The sequence below is a fragment of the Pseudoalteromonas sp. NEC-BIFX-2020_002 genome (genome assembly GCF_013002825.1).
In the GTDB taxonomy this organism is placed as follows: Bacteria; Pseudomonadota; Gammaproteobacteria; order Enterobacterales; family Alteromonadaceae; genus Pseudoalteromonas; species Pseudoalteromonas neustonica.
The window spans coordinates 438,214-459,529 of sequence record NZ_JABEPJ010000002.1 but is presented as its reverse complement, the minus strand read 5'-3'; the positions used below and the strand labels follow the sequence as shown (position 1 = coordinate 459,529).

General features: G+C 40.8%; 16 protein-coding genes and 3 rRNA genes. 14 read left to right on the top strand and 5 right to left on the bottom strand.

What is annotated here, in order from left to right; translation table 11 throughout:
- From HJP15_RS04285 to glsB, 4 genes are all read left to right on the top strand, one after another.
- A 23S ribosomal RNA gene (locus HJP15_RS04285) occupies nt 1–102 on the top strand; the annotation flags it as partial.
- 188 nt (nt 103–290) lie between these two features.
- Nucleotides 291–405: ribosomal RNA gene (gene rrf / locus HJP15_RS04280) — 5S ribosomal RNA — on the top strand.
- Between the two features lie 57 nt (nt 406–462).
- Nucleotides 463–577: ribosomal RNA gene (rrf, locus tag HJP15_RS04275) — 5S ribosomal RNA — on the top strand.
- Nucleotides 578–1,259: 682 nt separating this feature from the next.
- Nucleotides 1,260–2,183, top strand: a complete 924-nt coding sequence (glsB, locus tag HJP15_RS04270; protein WP_170173132.1) for a glutaminase B — start codon at nt 1,260–1,262, stop codon at nt 2,181–2,183.
- Between the two features lie 16 nt (nt 2,184–2,199).
- Here the strand turns inward: glsB and HJP15_RS04265 are convergent, their stop codons facing one another.
- Nucleotides 2,200–3,504, bottom strand: coding sequence for an inosine/guanosine kinase (locus tag HJP15_RS04265; protein ID WP_054204373.1), 1,305 nt, complete (start codon nt 3,502–3,504; stop codon nt 2,200–2,202).
- 179 nt (nt 3,505–3,683) lie between these two features.
- On the opposite strand from HJP15_RS04265, the gene tadA reads away from it, so the two are divergent.
- Nucleotides 3,684–4,187, top strand: a complete 504-nt coding sequence (gene tadA / locus HJP15_RS04260; protein WP_054204372.1) for a tRNA adenosine(34) deaminase TadA — start codon at nt 3,684–3,686, stop codon at nt 4,185–4,187.
- A 317-nt stretch (nt 4,188–4,504) separates the two neighbouring features.
- Here tadA and mltF read toward each other — a convergent pair whose 3' ends face one another.
- Nucleotides 4,505–5,959, bottom strand: a complete 1,455-nt coding sequence (gene mltF / locus HJP15_RS04255) for a membrane-bound lytic murein transglycosylase MltF (RefSeq protein WP_249365785.1) — start codon at nt 5,957–5,959, stop codon at nt 4,505–4,507.
- A gap of 210 nt (nt 5,960–6,169) precedes the next feature.
- On the opposite strand from mltF, the gene purL reads away from it, so the two are divergent.
- The 4 genes from purL (at nt 6,170) to HJP15_RS04235 (ending at nt 13,149) form a co-directional block, all read left to right on the top strand.
- On the top strand, nt 6,170–10,054 hold the full coding sequence (purL, locus tag HJP15_RS04250; RefSeq protein WP_170173131.1) for a phosphoribosylformylglycinamidine synthase: 3,885 nt from the start codon (nt 6,170–6,172) through the stop codon (nt 10,052–10,054).
- Between the two features lie 112 nt (nt 10,055–10,166).
- The gene (locus tag HJP15_RS04245; RefSeq protein WP_170173130.1) at nt 10,167–12,629 is read left to right on the top strand and encodes an intermembrane phospholipid transport YdbH family protein; all 2,463 of its coding nucleotides are present in this window, start codon (nt 10,167–10,169) and stop codon (nt 12,627–12,629) included.
- A complete protein-coding gene (locus HJP15_RS04240; protein ID WP_054204369.1) occupies nt 12,622–12,804 on the top strand; it encodes a YnbE family lipoprotein in 183 nt (60 codons plus the stop codon). Before HJP15_RS04245 ends, HJP15_RS04240 begins: the two co-directional genes overlap by 8 nt.
- 9 nt (nt 12,805–12,813) lie before the next feature.
- Nucleotides 12,814–13,149: a YdbL family probable chaperone protein gene (locus HJP15_RS04235; protein ID WP_054204368.1), complete on the top strand. Its 336-nt coding sequence runs from the start codon at nt 12,814–12,816 to the stop codon at nt 13,147–13,149.
- Between the two features lie 35 nt (nt 13,150–13,184).
- On the opposite strand, the gene HJP15_RS04230 is transcribed toward HJP15_RS04235, so the two are convergent.
- Together HJP15_RS04230 and waaA are read right to left on the bottom strand one after the other, a co-directional pair.
- On the bottom strand, nt 13,185–13,748 hold the full coding sequence (locus tag HJP15_RS04230) for a DUF1415 domain-containing protein (protein ID WP_170173129.1): 564 nt from the start codon (nt 13,746–13,748) through the stop codon (nt 13,185–13,187).
- Nucleotides 13,741–15,018: a lipid IV(A) 3-deoxy-D-manno-octulosonic acid transferase gene (waaA, locus tag HJP15_RS04225; RefSeq protein ID WP_170173128.1), complete on the bottom strand. Its 1,278-nt coding sequence runs from the start codon at nt 15,016–15,018 to the stop codon at nt 13,741–13,743. The genes HJP15_RS04230 and waaA overlap by 8 nt, the downstream gene beginning before the upstream one ends.
- Nucleotides 15,019–15,383: 365 nt before the next feature.
- Between waaA and HJP15_RS04220 the strand changes: the two genes are divergently transcribed.
- Both HJP15_RS04220 and hldE read left to right on the top strand, forming a co-directional pair.
- Nucleotides 15,384–15,983, top strand: a complete 600-nt coding sequence (locus tag HJP15_RS04220) for an SIS domain-containing protein (protein WP_170173127.1) — start codon at nt 15,384–15,386, stop codon at nt 15,981–15,983.
- Nucleotides 15,974–17,413 carry a bifunctional D-glycero-beta-D-manno-heptose-7-phosphate kinase/D-glycero-beta-D-manno-heptose 1-phosphate adenylyltransferase HldE gene (gene hldE, locus HJP15_RS04215; protein WP_054204364.1) on the top strand — a complete coding sequence of 480 codons (1,440 nt, stop codon included), beginning with the start codon at nt 15,974–15,976 and terminating at the stop codon, nt 17,411–17,413. Before HJP15_RS04220 ends, hldE begins: the two co-directional genes overlap by 10 nt.
- Nucleotides 17,414–17,449: 36 nt before the next feature.
- Here the strand turns inward: hldE and HJP15_RS04210 are convergent, their stop codons facing one another.
- On the bottom strand, nt 17,450–18,172 hold the full coding sequence (locus HJP15_RS04210; protein WP_054455093.1) for a 3-deoxy-D-manno-octulosonic acid kinase: 723 nt from the start codon (nt 18,170–18,172) through the stop codon (nt 17,450–17,452).
- Between the two features lie 127 nt (nt 18,173–18,299).
- Between HJP15_RS04210 and HJP15_RS04205 the strand changes: the two genes are divergently transcribed.
- The 3 genes from HJP15_RS04205 to HJP15_RS04195 all read left to right on the top strand — a co-directional run bounded on the left by HJP15_RS04205 (nt 18,300) and on the right by HJP15_RS04195 (nt 21,268).
- Nucleotides 18,300–19,376 (top strand): glycosyltransferase family 9 protein, encoded by a 1,077-nt coding sequence (locus HJP15_RS04205; RefSeq protein WP_170173126.1) that lies wholly within the window; start codon nt 18,300–18,302, stop codon nt 19,374–19,376.
- Nucleotides 19,373–19,930, top strand: coding sequence for a D-glycero-beta-D-manno-heptose 1,7-bisphosphate 7-phosphatase (gene gmhB / locus HJP15_RS04200; protein ID WP_054204361.1), 558 nt, complete (start codon nt 19,373–19,375; stop codon nt 19,928–19,930). The genes HJP15_RS04205 and gmhB overlap by 4 nt, the downstream gene beginning before the upstream one ends.
- Before the next feature lie 141 nt (nt 19,931–20,071).
- On the top strand, nt 20,072–21,268 hold the full coding sequence (locus tag HJP15_RS04195) for a glycine C-acetyltransferase (RefSeq protein ID WP_054204360.1): 1,197 nt from the start codon (nt 20,072–20,074) through the stop codon (nt 21,266–21,268).
- Nucleotides 21,269–21,316 lie beyond the last annotated feature (48 nt).

Sequence of the window (21,316 nt, the reverse complement as noted above, 5' to 3'; positions counted from 1 at the left end):
TCTCTGAAGGGCCGTTGGAGACTACAACGTTGATAGGCAAGGTGTGGAAGCATAGTGATATGTTAAGCTAACTTGTACTAATTACCCGTGAGGCTTAACCATACAACGCCAAACGCGTTTTATGTGACTGTTTAAGCGCAGAAGTTAAGATTGTAGGTCGTGATTTATCGCGACAACTAAAGTAGATTTACTGGCAGTTTTAAGCGATAAGCTTGAAGGTGTAAGAAGACAATTATCAGCATTTTCAAATTTTAGTTAGTGCGTAGAGATACGAACTGACACCCAATTTGCTTGGTGACAATAGCGTTTTGGACCCACCTGATCCCATGCCGAACTCAGTAGTGAAACGAAACAGCGCCGATGATAGTGTAGCATTTGTTATGTGAAAGTAGGTCATCGCCAGGCTCCAAATTAAAAGTCGCATTGCGCAAATATAAAAATAAGAAAATAGAAAAGAATTTTCTTGGTGACAATAGCGTTTTGGACCCACCTGATCCCATGCCGAACTCAGTAGTGAAACGAAACAGCGCCGATGATAGTGTAGCATTTGTTATGTGAAAGTAGGTCATCGCCAGGATTTAAATTAGAGAAAGCCGCTTCAGAGATGAAGCGGCTTTTTTTCGTTTGGAAGAAAGTGATGCAACCGGTCAATTAAAAAATAAACAGACTCATACTAATCGGCTTAAATATTTAACCATTCTAGCGGACTAAATAAAGCGCTAACTGCGTTAGTAATTTTTCATGTACGACTGCATGTATGCAGGAGGTAGAGCAATGCAGGAGCAATTGCCGAGAACAACACCATGTCAAAATATCTGCCTTGTTATCACTGTATTTATCTTTCGCTATAAATGGTCATTAACTTAACACGATTGGTATCAGTCGTAGCATGAGGGATTGCGGCCGAACACGAGAGAATTGAAAGGAAGGTTATTATACCAATCTGCATAAATATTTGAACAATTTAACGAATTAAATCAAGACTATAATGTCGTTAAAGATTTTTTATTTAGAACAACTAGATATAAAAATTTTTGTCTAGTTATAGCGCAATTTTCTTGTCATTAAATAGACCCCATATCTACGCTGATTGGTATTACATCAGAGATATACCCTATAACAGGATGAAGGGTGATGTAGCTTTTTAATTTTGAAGAACTTTTTCTTTGTGAAATTTACAATTAGAGTAACAAAGTTACCTCGTTTGAAGTTAACATGATAGAATTTTATCTCTCTTTACAATTCCAGTGAGGGTCAAATTGCCTACCTCTGATTATCAACAAGTATTAAATGACATCACCGCAGATGTACAGCCATTACTCTCACAGGGTAAAGTTGCTGATTATATTCCTGCGTTAGCTGAAGTGGATGCTAATCAATTTTCAATTGCGATTTACACAACTGACGGTCAGACATTCTGTGCTGGTGATTGCTCCAAACGTTTTACAATTCAATCAGTCTCCAAAGTGATGACTTTAACGCTAGCGTTACAACGCTATGGTGACGAGTTATGGGAGAGAGTAGGTAAAGAGCCATCAGGAACTGCATTTAACTCGCTAACGCAGCTTGAGTTTGAAAAAGGTATACCACGTAACCCTTTTATTAATGCAGGTGCGATCGTGACCTGTGATGCGCTATATAGTCGATTATCGGCACCGATGCATTCCATGTTAGAAGCGTTTAGAGCTTTATCAGGAAATAAAATGATTCGTATCGATAAAAAAGTTGCTAGCTCTGAGTATGAGTTTCGTCACCGTAATGCCGCGATGGGGCATTTGATGAAGTCCTTTGGTAACTTTAATAATGAAGTTGATGATGTATTGTGGGCATACTTTAACTTTTGTGCGATAGAGTTAAACTGCATTGAACTAGCTAAAGCGTATAATTTTTTAGCAAATAAGGGGGTTGATAATACTTCAAACCGCCAAGTCCTTTCTAGCCTTCAGAGTAAGCAACTAAATTCATTGTTGTTTACGAGTGGCTTATATGATGCAGCTGGGGACTTTGGTTATAGGGTTGGAATGCCTGGTAAGTCAGGTGTGTCAGGAACAATTTTAGCCGTTTTACCTAATAAATTTACAGTGGCTGTGTGGTCCCCTGGGTTAAATTCATTTGGTAATTCTGTTGCGGGAATAGCAGCATTGGAGCTGCTATCTAATAAGCTTGATATCTCTATATTTTAAATAAATACCAAGGGGGCTATTGTTCCCAATAAACTTGTTCAAGGCAATCTTCTCGCTCCGGTAAGCCACGAGATAGACGAGGGGAGTGCTGAACCAATACTTCAAAGCTAGCTCGGTTAGCATACTTACTTATTTGTGATAATGATGAGTAAGTCATTGCTGGTTGTTGGTGCTTAGCTGAATTACCTACATTGAGTTTATGATAAACATTTGCAGATAAGTCATGTAATACGGCTGCTAATGCGCAATCACCTGCACCATTGGTATTTTTAATCGAGTCTGGGCCACCCATAAATGGTGCTGTGTGGCTATATGCACGGGTAGGCTGTTGACAGTCAACTTTGCGCATAGCACGAGAAAATTCATAGCGATTGAAATCTGGTATTGCGCCAGGTAATAATGGGTACTCAGTTTCTCGTTTAAACTGCTCATCGATATAGCCCGCCATAAATAAGCCTTTCTCACCTGCGGTACAGATCACTAAATCGACCCAATCAAGTGCTTTATCTGCGGCGAGCAGAGGGTCTTCAAAGCCTGTTATTGCAAGCCCTTCTTCCTCATTCATTGCCAAAATATCAACGTGCTTATCGACAAAGTTCGCCCACCAAGTAGGGTCTTGTTCGATTAAGAATTTAGTCCCTAATGTAAGTACTACCGGTACGTCGGCATCATTGGCATATTTGACCGCTTGCATTGTAGCTTCGGTCATAGTTTCATTGCCTTGTGTACGCATAAGGTAAGCACTTATCACTAACGCAGATGAGTTTTCGATGAGGTTTTGATCGATTGATTCAGGACGTAAATGATTCATTAAACCTGCGCTGATCGCAAAGGTACGTTCACCAGTATCGTCAATGAGTGTGAAACAACGACCGATTGGACCATCTACAGGTTGCAGATAATCTAGATCTACGCGACTTGAGGTGTTGCATAAAAAACGATAGGCGTAGCTACCAATTTTAATATTTTCGCTCATCACGCCCAACAGTACAGAGCGATCATCTGCTAGTACTGAGTAGTTGTGCATGGTATTGCCAATGGTACCACCGGCAAACTCATAATCGATCATGTCGTTGAGTTTTAAACGATCATATAATGCATTGGTTATGTCATTATCAATAACCTGCGACATACCTCGGCGCAGTTGAAATTCGTCTAGGAAAGCTTGATCGACTTTAGCTTCTATATCAACTACGATTTGATCTATACCTGTGATGTAGCTGCGGTGCAACCTATCACTGGCATTGAGTTGATTAGTAAGTGGATCTTTTGCTTCCACTGGAAAATAATGTTTATGCCTGCGGCGTCCAGGAAATTTCATTTGCTACCCGTGTGTTGTGAGCTAAATAAAAAAAGCGAGGGATTATATCGCAAGTTGCACTGTATGAGCCATGCTAAAGCGGTTTTAATTTGTTTTATTTTTATCACTAATCAGTATGGTTATGATTTTATATCTCTAAATGAGTATAATTAAACAATAATTAGCAAAAGATTAAGTTAATGAGTGAGCTATTGAACGACCAATACTGGATGACACAGGCCTTAGAGTTCGCAAAAAAAGCTGAGCAGCTAAATGAAATTCCCGTCGGTGCGGTGCTGGTCAAAGACAACCAGTTTATTGCTGCTGGTTATAATCGATCTATTACAGATAATGATCCTTCAGCACATGCTGAAATGATTGCGATACGTGAAGGCGGTAAGGTGCTTAATAATTATCGCCTTATTGACTGTACGTTATACGTAACCTTAGAGCCTTGCTCTATGTGTGCAGGATTATTGGTACACAGTCGGATTAAGCGTTTGGTATTTGGTGCGGCGGATGAAAAAACAGGATCTGCCGGCTCTATAATGAACTTATTGCAAGATTGTAGATTAAACCATCAAGTTGAAGTTGAAGCTGGGGTATTAAGTGATTTATGCGGTCAAACCATTTCAGATTTTTTTAAACGTCGCCGAGGAGAAATAAAAGCTGCAAAGCAGGCATTGCGAGACCTGAAGGTTTAACCTACAGGGGCTGCAACGTTTAATTCCGCCATTTGTTGCATGGCAAACATTCTACGACGCCAAATTACTTTTTTCTGCAGGTTACGCAGCATTATTCTGCGACGGGTAGATGATGAATAAATAACATTCCGTTTAAACGAATGTGTGCGACGACGTTTCAGCATGGTTTCCCCTGAAAATGTGAGAGTGAGAAAGATATAATTTAATTATATACTTGATACTACACATTAGTGATCATTTGGTGACAAGTAAATAGATATTTTAGTTTGTACTGTTTTATCTTATTTAAAGTTGTGTGAGTCGCACTATGCTCTACTTTATTGCTTACTTTTAGTCATTGCAGGTGCTTTTATTTGATCTTTTTTAGGTTCCGCCTTGTCATTATTTAGATCTGTAGGAGCTAGCAGTATTGGTGCTTCATTAATCGCATTATTTTCATCCAACCAAACTAACGCATCATAATAGCGACGAATATTGTCTACATACTTAACTGCAACATCACCGCGAGAATAGCCATACTTGGTTTTTCGGTAATAACGCTTTTTAATGAGTAGCGGCAATCGTTTTTTCACATCAGCCCATTTATCAGGGCTGGCGCCTTGTTGCTCCGTTATTATGCGGGCATCATTTACATGACCCCAACCAATATTGTATGAGGCTAAAGCCAACCAAGTACGATCAGGTTGTGGAACTCTATCTGGAATTCTTTTTACAAGTTTAGCTAAGTACTCAGAGCCTCCTTTTATATTTTGCTCTGGCGCTAGGCGGTTAGTTACACCCACTTGTTTTGCTGTATTACGCGTTAGCATCATAATACCGCGCACACCTGTCGGCGACCTCGCTCGTGGATTCCACATGGACTCTTGATAGCTTAAAGCCGCTAATAAGCGCCAATCTAGGCTGCCAGCATATTGCTCAAACCAAGGTTGATATTTAGGGAGTGTTTCTTTAATTGCCTCTATATAGGCAAGCGTATTCACATAATTGAACTGACGTACATGACCAAAGTATTTCTCTTCTAAAACATATAGTTGATTGTTTTGTTTGGCATCACCAAAAAATGGCACCATTAACGCATATAAGGAATCATCACCATCTTTACGCAATAACCACGCAATAGGATCGTTGCGAGTAACAGAAAAACCAATACTTAGATTGGGGTGGTAACGTCGAAATAGTGAAAGCGTATGAGAATCTGCAAGTGTGTAATCTATTTCGCCATCTATCACTGCTTGTAATAGCTCTTCTTCATCAAGATCTTCAGTTTCTTGCCAACTAATATCTGGGTGCGTGTTTTTTATCTGCTGCAATGCTAATGAATGGCTACTTTTTGAAAGGACAGTTAGGTTACCTGTTAGATCATCAAAGTCACGTGGGCGAACTCGACCTTGTTTATAAACAAGCTTTTGACTTATTGTGCGGTAGGTTGGACCAAATCGATAGTCTTGGGCTCTGACTTTATTATAGGTTAAACCAGAGGCTATTAAATCTAAATCACCACTATCAAGGCGTGAGAACATATCTGATAAATTAAAAAACGGCACCATTTCCAGTTCAACACCAAGGTGATTAGCAAACTCTTGCGCAAGTTCGTATTCAAAGCCTTGCTCACCTTGGACTGCTTGGTAATAGTTACTTGCGCCCGCGAGGGTGCCTACTCTGATTTTATTTTGAGTTTTTATCTGGCTGAGTTGAGATTGTTGCTGCTGCATATCGCATGCACACAAAAACATTACTAACGTAATGATTGTAATTAGCTTTTGTTTGAACATAGCGAGCCCCTTAAATCCAATAATACACTTATATCAAAACTAAGTGATGACGTCACTTGGCGATTGGTTTTATTGCGTTTATTCCCTGTAGTATAAAATTTAGAAGATAATTTGATGAAAAGTGTAATTTTGAGTTAAATATGAACCCTATTTGAACTATAATGGCCGTCTAAAATATCGTTCAATCCCTAACCCCGGATGAAAATACCTATGTTGATCCTTCGTGGTGCACCAGCACTTTCCGATTTTAGAGTTCAGAAAATTTTAGCCCGTTGCCAACAGGCGCAACTTCCAGTCACTAATGTATACGCTGAGTATGCACACTTTGCAGATCTAACTGCAGAGCTTTCAAGTGACGAGCAAATTAAGCTTGAGAAGTTACTTACCTATGGTCCAACGATTGCCGAACATACACCAGCAGGAACATTGGTGTTAGTAACACCTCGTCCTGGCACAATCTCGCCATGGGCTTCAAAAGCGACGGATATTGCACATAATTGTGGGTTAACTCAAGTACACCGTGTTGAGCGTGGCATTGCTTATTATGTTGAAGGCGATTTAAACGCCGAACAATTAAACCAAACTGCCGCTTTATTACACGATCGTATGACTGAGGCAACGCATAGCGCATTTGATGACGCTGCTAAGTTGTTCCGTACCGACGCACCGAGCCAAATGTCATCGGTTGACATTTTAGGTGGTGGACGTGAAGCACTTGCTAAAGCAAACGTTGAGCAAGGTTTTGCGCTTGCTGATGATGAAATTGATTATTTGGTAGAAAACTTCCAAAAGTTAGGGCGTAACCCGAACGACATCGAATTATTTATGTTTGCACAAGCAAACTCAGAGCATTGTCGTCATAAAATATTTAATGCAGATTGGACTATTGATGGTGTAGTACAGCCAAAATCACTGTTTAAGATGATTAAGAACACTTATGAGCTTAACCCTGAAAACGTGTTATCTGCTTATAAAGATAACGCAGCAGTAATGAAAGGTTCTAAAGCAGGTCGTTTCTTCCCAAATGTTGAAGGCGAATACGCGTATCATCAAGAGAATATTGAAATCCTGATGAAAGTTGAAACGCACAATCACCCAACAGCAATAGCCCCATTCTCTGGTGCAGCAACGGGGTCTGGTGGTGAAATTCGTGATGAAGGCGCAACGGGTCGCGGCTCTAAGCCTAAAGCGGGTTTAGTTGGCTTTACTGTATCTAACTTACGTATCCCTGGTTACGAGCAACCGTGGGAAACTGATTTTGGTAAACCTGCGCGTATCGTTACTGCGCTAGACATTATGACAGAGGGGCCATTAGGTGGCGCTGCGTTTAATAATGAATTTGGTCGTCCAAACTTAGTTGGTTACTTCCGTACCTATGAAGAAGAAGTGACAAGTCATAATGGTCTAGAGGTACGTGGTTACCATAAGCCTATTATGCTGGCTGGTGGTTTAGGTAATATTCGTACTGATCATGTGCAAAAAGGTGAAATCCCTGTTGGCGCTAAGCTGATTGCACTCGGTGGCCCTGCGATGAACATTGGTTTAGGTGGCGGTGCTGCTTCATCAATGGCGTCAGGCCAATCAAATGAAGATTTAGATTTTGCTTCAGTACAACGTGAAAATCCAGAAATGGAACGCCGTTGCCAAGAAGTAATCGATAAGTGTTGGCAGTTAGGTGATGATAACCCAATCGCGTTTATCCATGATGTGGGCGCAGGCGGTTTATCGAATGCATTCCCTGAACTTGTAAATGACGGTGGCCGTGGTGGTAAATTCCAGTTACGTGATATTCCGAATGATGAGCCGGGCATGGCACCACATGAAATTTGGTGTAACGAATCTCAAGAGCGCTATGTACTTGCTGTAGGCGTTGAAAACTTTGACCGTTTTGAAGCTATTTGTAAGCGCGAACGTGCACAGTATGCCGTGATTGGTGAAGCCACTGAAGAGCGTCATTTAACTGTTGCTGACAGTCATTTTGATAATAACCCAGTTGATTTACCATTAGATGTATTACTAGGTAAAGCACCTAAAATGCACCGTGAAGCACAATCAAAGCAAGTTGTAGGTCAAGCACTAGACACAACAAGTATTGATGTAAGTGAAGCGGCAACACGTTTATTACGTTTGCCAGCGATTGCTGAAAAAACGTTCTTAATTACCATTGGCGACCGCTCAGTAACAGGTCTAGTAGCACGCGACCAAATGGTTGGTCCGTGGCAAGTACCAGTGGCTAACTGTGCAGTGACAGCTGCTACATATGATACTTACCATGGTGAAGCTATGTCACTTGGTGAGCGCACACCAGCGGCATTACTTAACTACGGTGCATCAGCACGTTTAGCTGTGGCTGAGTCATTAACTAATATTGCGTGTGCTAATATCGGTAGCCTTGAAAACATTAAGCTTTCAGCAAACTGGATGGCTGCAGCAGGTCACCCAGGTGAAGATGCTGGTTTGTATGAAGCAGTCAAAGCTGTGGGCGAAGAACTTTGTCCTGCGCTTGGCTTAACAATTCCAGTGGGTAAAGACTCTATGTCGATGAAAACCCAATGGGATGAAAGTGGTGAGCAAAAATCAGTAACCGCACCATTATCATTGATAATCACTGCATTTGGCCGTGTTGATGATGTGCGTAAAACGGTTACTCCGCAACTACGTACAGATAAAGGCGAAACGTCACTTATCTTAGTTGACTTAGGCGCGGGTAAAAATCGTATGGGCGCATCAAGCCTTGCGCAAGTTTATAAGCAATTGGGTGATGTAACACCTGATGTTGATAGCCCTGAGTTATTAAAAGGCTTCTACAATGCAATGCAAGCGCTAGTCGCCGATAGCAAGCTACTTGCTTATCATGACCGTTCAGACGGTGGTTTATTTACCACTGTAGCTGAAATGGCATTTGCGGGTCACACCGGCGTTACTGTAAACCTTGACGGTTTAACAGGTTCAGATATCGAAGCGCTTTACAACGAAGAGCTTGGTGCTGTTATTCAAGTAGCTAATAGTGATTTAGCTGCTGTGAATGCGGTATTTGCAGAGCATGGTATTACTGCAATCAGTCATGAGATTGGTACGCTAAACAAAGATGATACCGTGGTATTTAATCGAGGTGGCAACGCTGTATTAAGTAATACGCGTACAGAATTACGTACTATTTGGGCTGAAACAACGTACCAAATGCAAGCACGCCGTGATAACCCTGATTGCGCTAAGCAAGAATTTGATGCCAAATTTGACGCAACAGACCCGGGCCTTAACGTTAAACTTAACTTTGACTTAAACGAAGATGTTGCAGCACCCTATATTGCTACAGGCGCTAAGCCTAAAATGGCCATTTTGCGCGAGCAAGGTGTTAACTCGCATTTAGAGATGGCAGCAGCGTTTAACCGTGCTGGTTTTGCAGCCGTTGATGTACACATGAGCGACATTCTTGAAGGGCGTTTAAGTCTTGAAGAGTTTAAAGGTTTAGTGGCATGTGGTGGTTTCTCTTACGGTGATGTACTCGGCGCTGGTGAAGGTTGGGCTAAATCAATCTTGTTTAATGATATGGCACGCGATCAGTTCCAAAGCTTCTTTGAGCGTCAAGACTCATTTAGCTTAGGTGTATGTAATGGTTGTCAGATGCTATCAACACTTAAAGAATTGATCCCTGGTACTGAGCATTGGCCACGTTTTGTGACTAATAAATCAGAGCGTTTTGAAGCACGTTTTAGCTTAGTCGAAGTGCAAGAAAATCCGTCTGTATTCTTTAATGGCATGGCTGGTTCTCGTATGCCAATCGCTGTTTCACACGGTGAAGGTCATGCTGAATTTGCAAACGATGCAGCTGTTAAAGCGGCGCTTGAGTCTGGTACTGTGGCAGTGAAGTTTGTTGATAACCACGGTAAACCAACAACGCAATACCCTAACAACCCGAATGGCTCGCCAGAAGGTATTACAGGTATCACATCAGCGGATGGTCGTGCAACAGTAATGATGCCGCATCCTGAGCGTGTTTTCCGTGCTGTTGCTAACTCTTGGCACCCAGATGAGTGGAAAGAAGATAGCCCGTGGATGCGTATGTTCCGTAACGCACGTAAAAATGTAGGTTAATTTACATTTATACAAGCTAGGTTCATACTTTAGCGATAAAATAAAAGGCTGCATTGTGCAGCCTTTTTTGTTTAACTTGTACAAAGGTCAACGTGACTATTTTAAGGATAATATGCTAAAGCGTGTTGGTTGGGGGTTATTAGTTTTATTGATGAGTGTGATCACACTTGGCTATGTTTTTCGTATGCCGATCACTTTACATTTTATAGCGCCAACATTGAGTGGCTCTGGCGTCGAGCTGCATTGCTTAGACTGGTCATTAACGACTAAATTAGATTTACACGTGCAACGGGCATGTGTGATTTATCAAGGGCAACAGTTAGAGTTAGCAGATATTACAGTAAATACCCAATACATTACGATTGACCGTGCGAATTTAATACTCTCAAATTCTGATACTTCAACAGAGTCATCAACAGCTAAAAAGCTTGTATTGGCGTTACCGCAAAGTCGCCCGTTATTACATATAAACCGATTAGAGATCACGCAAGCTCAGTTACAAAAACCGTTAACTCTCAGTATTAATGAGTCAGTGATCAATGAGTTTTTTGTAGCTGGTGACGTAAAAGCGGATGTTAAAATAACAAAGACTAAAGTATCGGGGCATATTGAGCTTAATGATACGCTACTAACTAAAATGAAAGCGACAACAGCAAATTCACTCGCAGGCCTTAATTTCACGAGTCAACATAGTTTTACTTTTGATGGTATTGAGTTGAAGTTAAAGTCTAAGCTAGATGCTGGTTTCTCCTCTGTCATTGATAGTTGTCCGATGACCGTTAAAAGTAACGGCGATGTAAGTAGTTACTATCACTTAAATACTAAATTAATAAATGTAAATGCTCAGCAATTAACAAGCACATTCAATGTTAAAAACGAGTGCTTACAAGGTTTAAACGGTGTTATTACTAATCCTGCGCAGCAGCAATTTATCGCTGACCAAATACCGTTAAGTTGGCAATTAACTTTACCCAAAAAAATCACTCTGCAAGGCACTCAATTGACAGCGAATGAACTAACTTTGCAGGGAGAGTCACACGTACAGATGCGTATTCAGCAGTTAGCTGTGGACATCAATAGCGCCTTGGAGACTCTATCAGCACAAGTGGATTTACTATTTACCAGCGATGATATTACCCAATTGAAAATAGCCGCGAATACTAGCAACAATCATGTTGATGGTAATTTCCAATTAAAAATGGCTACGCTACCTGATTTTATCGCTGTTGATTTACAAAAAGTGAATACGCAAGGGCATTTTTTAATAAGTAACGCATTGGGCGAACAACCCAAAGTTGAGTTATCAGCAGAGCTGGCGCTAGCGCAACTAAAAGTGGACGATATCCGCCTTGATAATTACCACGCTACATTTAAAGCTAAGTTGCAAAGTGATCAGTATTTAACAGCGAGTTTATCAAGTAAGTTAGATATCGTTAAAGTAGGGAGTATTAAACTGACTCAACTTACTAATCAGTTAACCGCAGCGGGAAGTTTATCTGTTGGGGAGCTGTTTTTTGATTTAACCAGTGAAACTAAGTTGGCCATGTTGCAAAGTGACGAGTTCAAATTTAAAAACATTCGCATTAGTTCACAAGGTTTGCAAAGTAGAGCTTTACAAGCGTCACATCACATATTTATAGACGGCATCGAGTTAGTTGCCAGCCATAATATGAGCAGTACTGCTCACCCTTTTGAAGTTATAATATCGGATCAATTAGTGACTAAGCTTAATCCGCTGCTTCATCAGTTTGAACCGTTAGCAACCTTAACTGATGGGACTATCAGCGGGCGTATTACTGGCGATATAAACCTGCAGCAGGCAGATATCTCCTTACAGGTTACGGGTGTTAGTGGTTTGTACACAGACTACCTTGCTAAGCAGCTAAATACTCAATTTACGGGGCGGTATGATTCAGGGCAGCTTAATGTTGAACCTACTACATTTGAGCTAAATGAATTACGTGCAGGCGCAGTTGTTGAGCAACTTAATGGGTATTGGCAAGTTCAGGAAAGCGTGCCTGCGCTTTTAAATGTCTCTGGCAATGTTATGGGTGGGCATTTTTTACTTGATGAGTATCGTTTAACAAATCAACCCCAACAAGCGTTGGTTAAGTTTGATAATATCGACGCAAGTAAGCTGATCACACTTGATGAAAAATCGGGGATCAGTTTAACAGGTAGAGTCGCAGGTCAACTACCTGTTTACTTTACTGACGCAGGCATTGAAGTGCGAGGCGGTGAACTTGTCAATAAAGGAACAGCAAAGTTGCTGATCACAGATAACGCAGCATTCAATGCGGTTAAAGACCAGCAGCAAGAACTTGGCCCAGTACTGGGCTTGCTGGAAGATTTGGACATTAAAAAAATTAATAGCAGTGTTAATTTAAAGCCTGATGGTTGGATGACTTTGGGAGTAAACTTACAAGGTTATAATCAACAGCAAGCGCAACAAGTTAACTTTAACTACAATCATGAAGAGAACGTTTTTACTTTACTCAGAGCCTTGCGTTTAAGTGACGAAATTACGCAAAAAGTTGAACAAGAGTATTCAACAAAAGGAAGCAAGAATGACTAGATGGTTAGTAATTATATCGGCGTTGGGGCTACTAAGCGCGTGCACACACCGCGTTGAAGTGGCAGCTAAAGAACCAATAACAATTAACTTAAATGTGAAAGTTGATCATGAAATTCGCGTTAAAGTTGATAAAGAACTCGACAGTTTATTTAGTGATGACAGTGAATTATTCTAAGGAGCAATGATGAGTATATTTAAAAATAAAAAGCTAAATTTTATCACACTTTTGAGTGCCGCTTGTTTGTCGTTCTCTGCATGGGCTATTAGTTTAGATGATGCAAAAAGCCAAGGCTTAGTCGGTGAAGATAGCTCTGGTTATTTAGGATTAGTAGTTCAAAACGCTGAAGCTAAAACAGTCGTTGATGAAATTAATGCAAAGCGTAAAGCGCAGTATTTAAAACTCGCTAAAAAGAACAATCTATCACTTGCGCAAGTAGAGGCGTTGGCAGCTGCAAAAACGATTGAAAAAACCCGAGCAGGGCACTTCGTTGAAGTTAATGGTGAATGGGTTAAAAAATAAACTCAGTGATTACTTAAGGGCATTAAAAACCGAGCTCACATGCTCGGTTTTTTACAGTTCTCTAATAAGGTTTGCCAAAAATCGATACCTTTACGACGTGCTAGGTTAATGTTGTGCTCTGGAATTGACTCAGGCTCGTTGTACTCATCTAACGCGGCACTCATACTCGCCTCGCGAATTAAATGTAAGGTTGGGAAGGGCGCGCGGTTAGTATAATTGGCTGCGTCGCTATCATCACTGTCTGCAAATACATAGTCAGGGTGAAAGTTCGCTATTTGGTATTTACCTTCAAACCCTTGAGCGACTAACAGCGCATTAGCTAAATCAACGAGATCTAAAAATTCTTCAAAATCAGTAAAACCTTGTTCAAACATGAGCAATGTAGTTTCACGCTCAGGCAGCTGATCGAGTTCAATACATTGCTCAATCATTTCCATAACAGCATCATCAATGCTAATGGCATTACTTGTTTGATAATGTATGCAGTTACTCTCAACTTCTTTACGGGCAAATGGGCAAAAATTGTATTTAACAATGACGCTTGAAACCCACTCGCGGGTTTGTTGCTCTGGTAAACTTAGGTTTATTAATTCAGTCATTACGTGGCTCTAAATGTTCATTAATGATAGCGGTAGTCTTAGCGATAGCACCTTGGTTATTTGCAACACACTGTGCAGCGCGTTCGCCTAGCTGTATACAAAGTAAAGGTTGCTGACAAAGTGTAATAAGTTGCTGGCTTAATTCCTCGGTACTCGTGATTTTTTTAGCGCCACCCAGTGCAATTAGCTCAGGGTAAACATGATTAAAGTTATAAGTATGAGGGCCAGTTAAAGCGCCAACTGAAAAAGCGGCAGATTCGAGCGGGTTATGCCCGCCGCGCTCAATTAAACTACCGCCAATATAACTTATATCAGCCATACCGTATAAACACTGTAGTTCACCTAGAGTATCAGCAAGAAGTACGTGTTCGCCCTGGTAGTCATTGTTACTACGGCGGCTGAAGCTCAATGCTGAGTCTTCAAGTAATGTAGCTACTTTATCAAACTGCTCTGGGTGGCGTGGTGCAATAACCAGCAATGCATCTGGGGAGTGCTTTAAAAGCTGTTTATGAGCATTCAAAATTAACGCATGCTCTATAGGATGCGTTGAGCCTGCCACCCAAATGAAGCGCTGGTTGTTGTATTGCTTTTTTAAGTGTTTTACCTTATCTAATTGCTCGATTGTTGGGCTAATATCAAACTTAATAGAACCAGTGATATGAATATATTCTGCATTTAAGCCCAGTTTAATAAAACGGTTTGCATCATCTTGGTTGTGGCTTGCTAAAGCGGTTATTGAGTCCATGATAGCTTTACTTAATGGAGCAACCTTTTGATAACCTTGCAGTGATTTTTCTGAAAGGCGAGCATTGAGTACAAGTACGGGAATACCTTGTTGCTTACACTGAGCCATTAAATTAGGCCAAAGCTCGGTTTCTAAAATACACAGCATGGCGGGCTTCGTACGTTTTAAAAAACGGGCTGTTGCGCATGGAAAATCCATCGGTAAGTAAGATAGGTGCACCGATGAATTAAAATTATTCTTTATTTGCTCTCTGCCAGTCGGTGTATTACACGTAATAAGTAAAGGCGTGTTTGGTAATTGCTGTTGTAATTTTTTAATGAGAGGCGATGCGGCAAGTACTTCACCTACTGACGCACAGTGAATCATAACAGGAGGATTAGTGGAGAGATTAGCGTTTATAAAACCAAAGCGCTCCATAAAATGATCACGATAGGCGGAATTTTTTCTACCGCGCAGTATATAGACGTAAAAAACAATAAGTGGGCTTAGTAGGTAAAGAACAAGCGAATAAAAAAAACGTGCCATTTTTAAGCCTCAAATAATAAAGTGTAATGATAACGTGGATAACCGAGAAGCAAAATATGAAATTGTTAAAAAGCGTTATATCAAAGAGTTTTGGGTGTTTAGTTAGCGCTAATTTGGTAATATTTCGTTATCTTTGCAAAAATAATAATAGTGTTGGTATTTAAATTCGCTATAAAAAGCCGAAGCTCGCTTTGAATGCATCATTATAGGGCTCCTAATACGACAAACCATTTTAGTAATAGCCGCAAATAAAATATATAAAACTGCTTCGCACACAGTGATAGTGGTTTAGTGAAGACTATGCTTGTTTATCAGTAGCGCCTTTTTGATAGTAGCTAGTCAGACTAATTTTGAGAGGATTATAAATGTCTAATGTTGATTCAGTAGCAAGCAGCTACCTTGAAAGTCTAGCACGTCACCAAGCATTGTTTGAAACAATGCAAATGTACCATCCACAAGTCATGCAATTGCTTGAAGTGTGTCATAGCGCACTCGAAGCTGGTGGCAAAGTGGTATGGTTTGGTAATGGTGGCAGCGCAGCAGATGCGCAGCATTTAGCCGCAGAATTTGTTGTGCGTTATAAATTAGAGCGTGGGCCATTGGCATCAATGGCACTAACAACCGATACGTCAATTTTAACGGCGCATAGTAACGACTATCATTTTGACACTGTATTTGAGCGCCAAGTTCTTGCACTGTGCAAGCCTGAAGATTTAGTTATAGGTTTAACAACCTCAGGTACTAGTGCCAACATTAATTTAGCGTTAGCGGCTGCAAATGAGATTGGTGCTTACACCGTTGCGTTAACTGGGCGTGATGGCGGTAAAGTAAAAGATATTGCTAAGCTACCGATCATAATTAAAGATGATGAAACCGCCCGTATTCAAGAGGCGCACATGTTTATTGGCCATTGGCTTTGTGAAGCGATTGATATGGTTGTAGCGGGGAAAAGTAAATGGATTTAGCGCTATTTAAACATTTATCAAATGCGAGAATACTGGTTGTTGGCGATGTAATGCTCGATCGCTACTGGCATGGTGATTCAGGACGTATCTCACCTGAGGCTCCAGTTCCCATTGTTAAAGTTAGTAAATTTGAAGACAAAGCGGGTGGCGCTGCCAATGTGGCAAAGAACATTGCTCGTTTAGATGGCAAGGTAGGTCTGCTTGGGTTGATTGGTGAAGACGAAAGCGGTCAAATCCTTGAAAATATACTGGCAGATGAGCGTATTGACTCACAACTTGTGAGTGTATGCGATTTGCCGACTATTTCAAAAATGCGTGTTATTAGCCGTCACCAACAAGTAGTGCGCTTAGACTTAGAAGAAATGTTTACAGAGCAGCATAGCCAGTTGTTGTTGAATCGCCTAGAGTTGGTACTAGATCAGTATGATTTTGTATTGTTCTCTGATTACAACAAAGGCTCACTTTCGTTGATCCAGCAAATGATCACAATGGCAAAAAAAGCAGGTAAAACGGTATTAATTGATCCTAAGTCATCGGATTTAAATCTTTATCGTGGTGCTGATTACATTACTCCTAACTTAAATGAATTTAAGCTAGCTGGTGGTAAAACTGACTCTGAGAAAAACCTTACTGACAGTGCGCGTCAGTTAATCAAAGATGCGGGCGTTGCAGCAATGCTACTGACTCGTTCAGAGCAAGGAATGTCGCTTATTAGTGCTAATGAAAAACATGATTTTGCAGCACAGCAGCTTGAAGTGAGTGATGTAACTGGCGCGGGTGATACTGTAATTGCAACCCTCGCTGTTATGCTTGGTGCGGGCATGAAGCCTAAAGATGCGGTAGAAATAGCGAACCTTGCCGCGGGGATTGCGGTGAGTAAATTAGGCGCTGCAACCGTGTCGCCTGAAGAGCTGAGCCGTAAACTAGGTCAGTATTTACAAAAAACGGGTGAGCATTATCAAACCCCATTTGATGATGTGCTTCAGCATATTGAATTTGCTAAGCAAAATGGCGAAACAATTGTATTTACGAATGGCTGTTTTGATATTTTACACGCAGGTCATGTACGTTATTTAGCACAGGCAAAAGCACGAGGTGATCGTCTCGTTGTTGGTTTAAATAATGACGAATCAATTACTCGCTTAAAAGGCCCTGAGCGCCCAATCAATCCGCTTGATGAGCGCGCAATGGTGTTAAGTGCACTGGCTTCAGTTGATTGGGTTATACCATTTGGTAGCTTAGATGAAAACGACACCCCAGCTAAATTAATCGAACAGATCAGTCCTGATATTTTAGTGAAGGGCGGCGATTACACGGTTGATCAAATTGCAGGTGCGGAGCACGTACTGCGCCATGGCGGAAAAGTAGAGGTGCTTGAATTTTTAAATGGCTGTTCTACATCTAAAGTGATCAGTAAAATTAAAGCTTAACTATTTTAATTAGTTACCTTGGGCAATTAGCTTAAGTTAATCCCTTAAGGCTGACTGGTACGCATATTCAAGATGCTGCCAGTCGTTTTGCTGCCAATGCATCACTTGGTTACGACCTTGCTCTTTATTGAACGAACGAGCAAGGCGGGCCATATTAGCTTGCTGCCATTGTTTTGTCGGTGTTTTTAGTTCGCCGCGATCAAAGTCGATAATATAGACCTCACCAGTTTCATCAAACAGGATGTTATTGATATTTAAATCTGCGTGATACACGCCATGGTTATGAAAGTTAGCAATCGTATCTGCTACTTTTGTTAACTCTTGCTCGGTGAAAGGGCGTTGCTTTAAAACATCAAGTACACTTTGTGCGCCAGCTATAGCTTGGGTAATAATATCACCACGGTAAATTAAACCACATTTTGAAACTTTAGCTGCAATTGGTTTTGGTACATTTAGGCCTAACTCAGTGAGTTTTATCATCAAATTAAACTCTTGATAAACGCGTGTTTTTTCAAGGCCTAAATACAAGTATTGATCGCTCAATACTTTACCTACTAAACCTCCTCGCCAATAGTGCCTGAGTACCGCTGTTAATTTGTCATGACAAAAAAACCATGCTGTTGCGCGGCCTTTTTTTGTACCGACAATTTTTTTTTGCTGCTGCCAATATTCATTATCAAACCAGTTTAAGCTAACTTGGGCGCTGTGCTCTGGATGACTTAAAAGAATGTGTTCATTAATGGTTTGTTGGTTAAACATAGCGTATTTACTTTATAACAACCGATAAGGGTATATTAACCTGTTTTAAAGCGGAGCATAAGTGCTTGCAATAGCGAGTGGTTAATTTAAGATCAAGCCATAGTTTATTGTTAAGTGAAGAGCGCCAGTGAGCCAAATTCCTAGTTATTCAGACATCTGTATTTTAAGACTTTCAGCAATTGGTGATGTGTGCCATGGCGTTTCAGCGGTACAAGCAATTCAAAAAGCACACCCTAATGCCAAAATAACTTGGGTGGTAGGAAAAGTTGAGGCGATGCTCTTAGCTGGTTTACCTGGCGTAGAGCTGGTGGTGTTTGATAAAAAGCAAGGTAAAGTGGCTTATCAGCAGTTAAAGCAACAATTTAAAGGTCGCATGTTTGATGTTTTGCTGCATATGCAAGTTGCATTGCGCGCGAACTTAGTGGCACGTTGTATTCCTGCAAAAACAAAAGTGGGTTTTGATTGGGCGCGGTCAAAAGAGTTACATAGTTTATTTATTAATAAGCGTATAGCACCTGCGCAGCAAGCACATGTATTAGAAGGCTTTAAAGGCTTTACTCACGCCATCGGCGTGCCTGATTATCAGCCTACTTGGAAGATGCCCGTAAGCTGTGAAGATCAGGCTATTGCGGATCAATTACTTGGCGCTGAGCGTTTAGCTGGGCGTATTTTTGTGATATCACCAGCGGCCAGTAAAAAAGAGCGTAATTGGTTGGCAGAGCGTTACGCAAAAATGGCTGAACATGCACATAGTAAAGGGTTTAATGTCGTTATTACGGGCGGACCTACTCCTTTAGAAATTGAGCTTAGCGCGCAAATTATTGCTAATACGCAAACACCTATTTTAAATTTAGTGGGTAAAACGAAGCTCAAAGAACTTTTATGTGTATTAAAACGTGCTGAATTGGTGCTTGCTCCAGATACGGGGCCTGGACATATGGCGGTTACAGTGGGTACTCCAGTGATAGGCTTATATGCACATTCAAACCCAAAACGCACTGGGCCGTATTTATACCAAGACTATGTGGTTGAGGTGTATCATCAAAATTTACTTAAACAAACAGGCAAAACAGCGGAACAATTACCTTGGGGCACGCGCATTAAAGGCAGTGAGTTAATGAGCCAAATACAAGTTGATGATGTGATTGTCATGTTTGAAAGGGTTGTTCTTGAAATAAATAATGATATAGAGCCACCATTATGAATCCCAATAAAGCATTGTTTTTAGACCGTGATGGCGTGGTTAACATTGACCATGGCTATGTTTATGAGCCTGAAAAGTTTGAATTTGTACCCGGCGTTTTTCAAGCCTGTAAAGCATTTGTAGATGCTGGATATAAATTAATTATAGTGACTAATCAGTCAGGTATTGGCCGTGGATATTATAATGAGGCGGACTTCAACGCTTTAACACACTGGATGATTGCACAATTTAATCAGCACAATGTGCGAGTAACCGATGTGTACTTTTGCCCACACCACCCTAAAAACGCACAGCCAAATTATCTTAAAGAGTGCGACTGTCGTAAGCCGGCTCCAGGCATGTTATTACAGGGTATTAAAGAGCATAATATCGACCCTGCGCAAAGTATTATGGTGGGGGATAAGATCAGTGATATGCAAGCGGCAAGTGCCGCGAGTATTGCAACGCGAGTACTTGTACGATCTGGGCAACGTTTTGAGATGAGTGTTATTGAGTCTGCGCACCATGTTTGCGATTCATTAGCTGATTTGCCTCATATATTGTTACCTCAATAATGATCATTAATGGCAGCCTATTTTTTCTGCGACGAACTACAAACAGTGCATTTGTTTAGCTAAACTTTTACAATAGCCACAAAGATGAGCTGCGCGTTATATTATTCGCGCTAACCCCGTTCAATAAATTGGAGACTACAGATGAGAGCATCTGCATTTTTTAGCCAACTTCAACAGCAAATTGAAGATGTTAAAGCCGAAGGCCTATATAAAAACGAACGTATAATTACCTCTCAACAGCAAGCGCAAATTGAAGTTGCTTCTGGAGATAAAGTAATTAACTTTTGTGCAAATAACTACTTAGGCTTAGCCAATAGCCCTGAATTAATTCAAGCTGCGCAAAATGGCTTAAATGATCATGGGTTTGGTGTGGCATCTGTTCGCTTTATTTGTGGTACACAAGATATTCATAAAACGTTAGAGAAAAAAATCAGTGAGTTTTTAGAAACTGAAGATACCATTTTATATTCTTCATGTTTTGATGCTAACACGGGATTATTTGAAACGATTTTGGGTCCTGATGACGCGATTATCTCTGATTCATTAAACCACGCCTCAATTATCGATGGCGTACGTTTGTGTAAAGCTAAGCGTTTTCGTTACGCTAATAACGACATGGTTGACCTTGAAAAACAACTTATTGCAGCAGACGAAGCCGGCGTTAAAAATAAATTAATTGCAACTGATGGCGTGTTTTCAATGGACGGTGTTATTTGTAATTTAGAAGCCGTTTGTGACCTTGCTGATAAATACAATGCATTAGTAATGGTTGATGATTCTCACGCAGTAGGCTTTGTTGGCGAAAACGGCAAAGGAACACCTGAATATTGCAATGTGTTAGATCGTGTTGATATTATTACAGGCACATTAGGTAAAGCGCTTGGTGGCGCATCGGGTGGTTATACATCGGGTAAAAAAGAGATTGTTGAATGGCTACGTCAGCGTTCACGTCCATATTTATTCTCTAATTCACTAGCCCCTTCAATTGTAACGGCCTCAATTAAAGTGCTTGAAATGTTAGCTGATGGCAGTGAGCTTCGTGCTAAATTATGGTCAAATGCTAAGTACTTCCGTGAACAAATGGAAGCCGCAGGTTTTACGTGTGCAGGTAAAGATCACGCGATTATTCCAGTGATGCTAGGTGATGCAAAAGTCGCATCAGCTATGGCTGATAAGTTATTGGCTGAAGGTATTTATGTTACAGGTTTTTCATTCCCTGTTGTGCCAAAAGGCCAAGCACGTATCCGTACGCAAATCTCTGCGGCGCACAGCATTGAACAACTAGACACCGCAATTGCAGCCTTTACCCGCATTGGTAAAGAAATGGGCGTTATCTAATTTATTATTTTAAGCCGCGCTTTTGTCGCGGTTTTTTATTGAGTGTGA

Excerpts from the sequence above, each read along its gene's own strand:
- hldE (WP_054204364.1), top strand. The coding sequence starts at position 15,974 with ATGGATTTAGCGCTATTTAAACATTTATCAAATGCGAGAATACTGGTT.
- gmhB (WP_054204361.1), top strand. The coding sequence starts at position 19,373 with ATGAATCCCAATAAAGCATTGTTTTTAGACCGTGATGGCGTGGTTAAC.
- HJP15_RS04220 (WP_170173127.1), top strand. The coding sequence starts at position 15,384 with ATGTCTAATGTTGATTCAGTAGCAAGCAGCTACCTTGAAAGTCTAGCA.
- waaA (WP_170173128.1), bottom strand. The coding sequence starts at position 15,018 with ATGGCACGTTTTTTTTATTCGCTTGTTCTTTACCTACTAAGCCCACTT.
- HJP15_RS04235 (WP_054204368.1), top strand. The coding sequence starts at position 12,814 with ATGAGTATATTTAAAAATAAAAAGCTAAATTTTATCACACTTTTGAGT.
- HJP15_RS04230 (WP_170173129.1), bottom strand. The coding sequence starts at position 13,748 with ATGACTGAATTAATAAACCTAAGTTTACCAGAGCAACAAACCCGCGAG.
- HJP15_RS04210 (WP_054455093.1), bottom strand. The coding sequence starts at position 18,172 with ATGTTTAACCAACAAACCATTAATGAACACATTCTTTTAAGTCATCCA.
- HJP15_RS04195 (WP_054204360.1), top strand. The coding sequence starts at position 20,072 with ATGAGAGCATCTGCATTTTTTAGCCAACTTCAACAGCAAATTGAAGAT.
- HJP15_RS04245 (WP_170173130.1), top strand. The coding sequence starts at position 10,167 with ATGCTAAAGCGTGTTGGTTGGGGGTTATTAGTTTTATTGATGAGTGTG.
- tadA (WP_054204372.1), top strand. The coding sequence starts at position 3,684 with ATGAGTGAGCTATTGAACGACCAATACTGGATGACACAGGCCTTAGAG.
- HJP15_RS04265 (WP_054204373.1), bottom strand. The coding sequence starts at position 3,504 with ATGAAATTTCCTGGACGCCGCAGGCATAAACATTATTTTCCAGTGGAA.
- purL (WP_170173131.1), top strand. The coding sequence starts at position 6,170 with ATGTTGATCCTTCGTGGTGCACCAGCACTTTCCGATTTTAGAGTTCAG.
- mltF (WP_249365785.1), bottom strand. The coding sequence starts at position 5,959 with ATGTTCAAACAAAAGCTAATTACAATCATTACGTTAGTAATGTTTTTG.
- HJP15_RS04240 (WP_054204369.1), top strand. The coding sequence starts at position 12,622 with ATGACTAGATGGTTAGTAATTATATCGGCGTTGGGGCTACTAAGCGCG.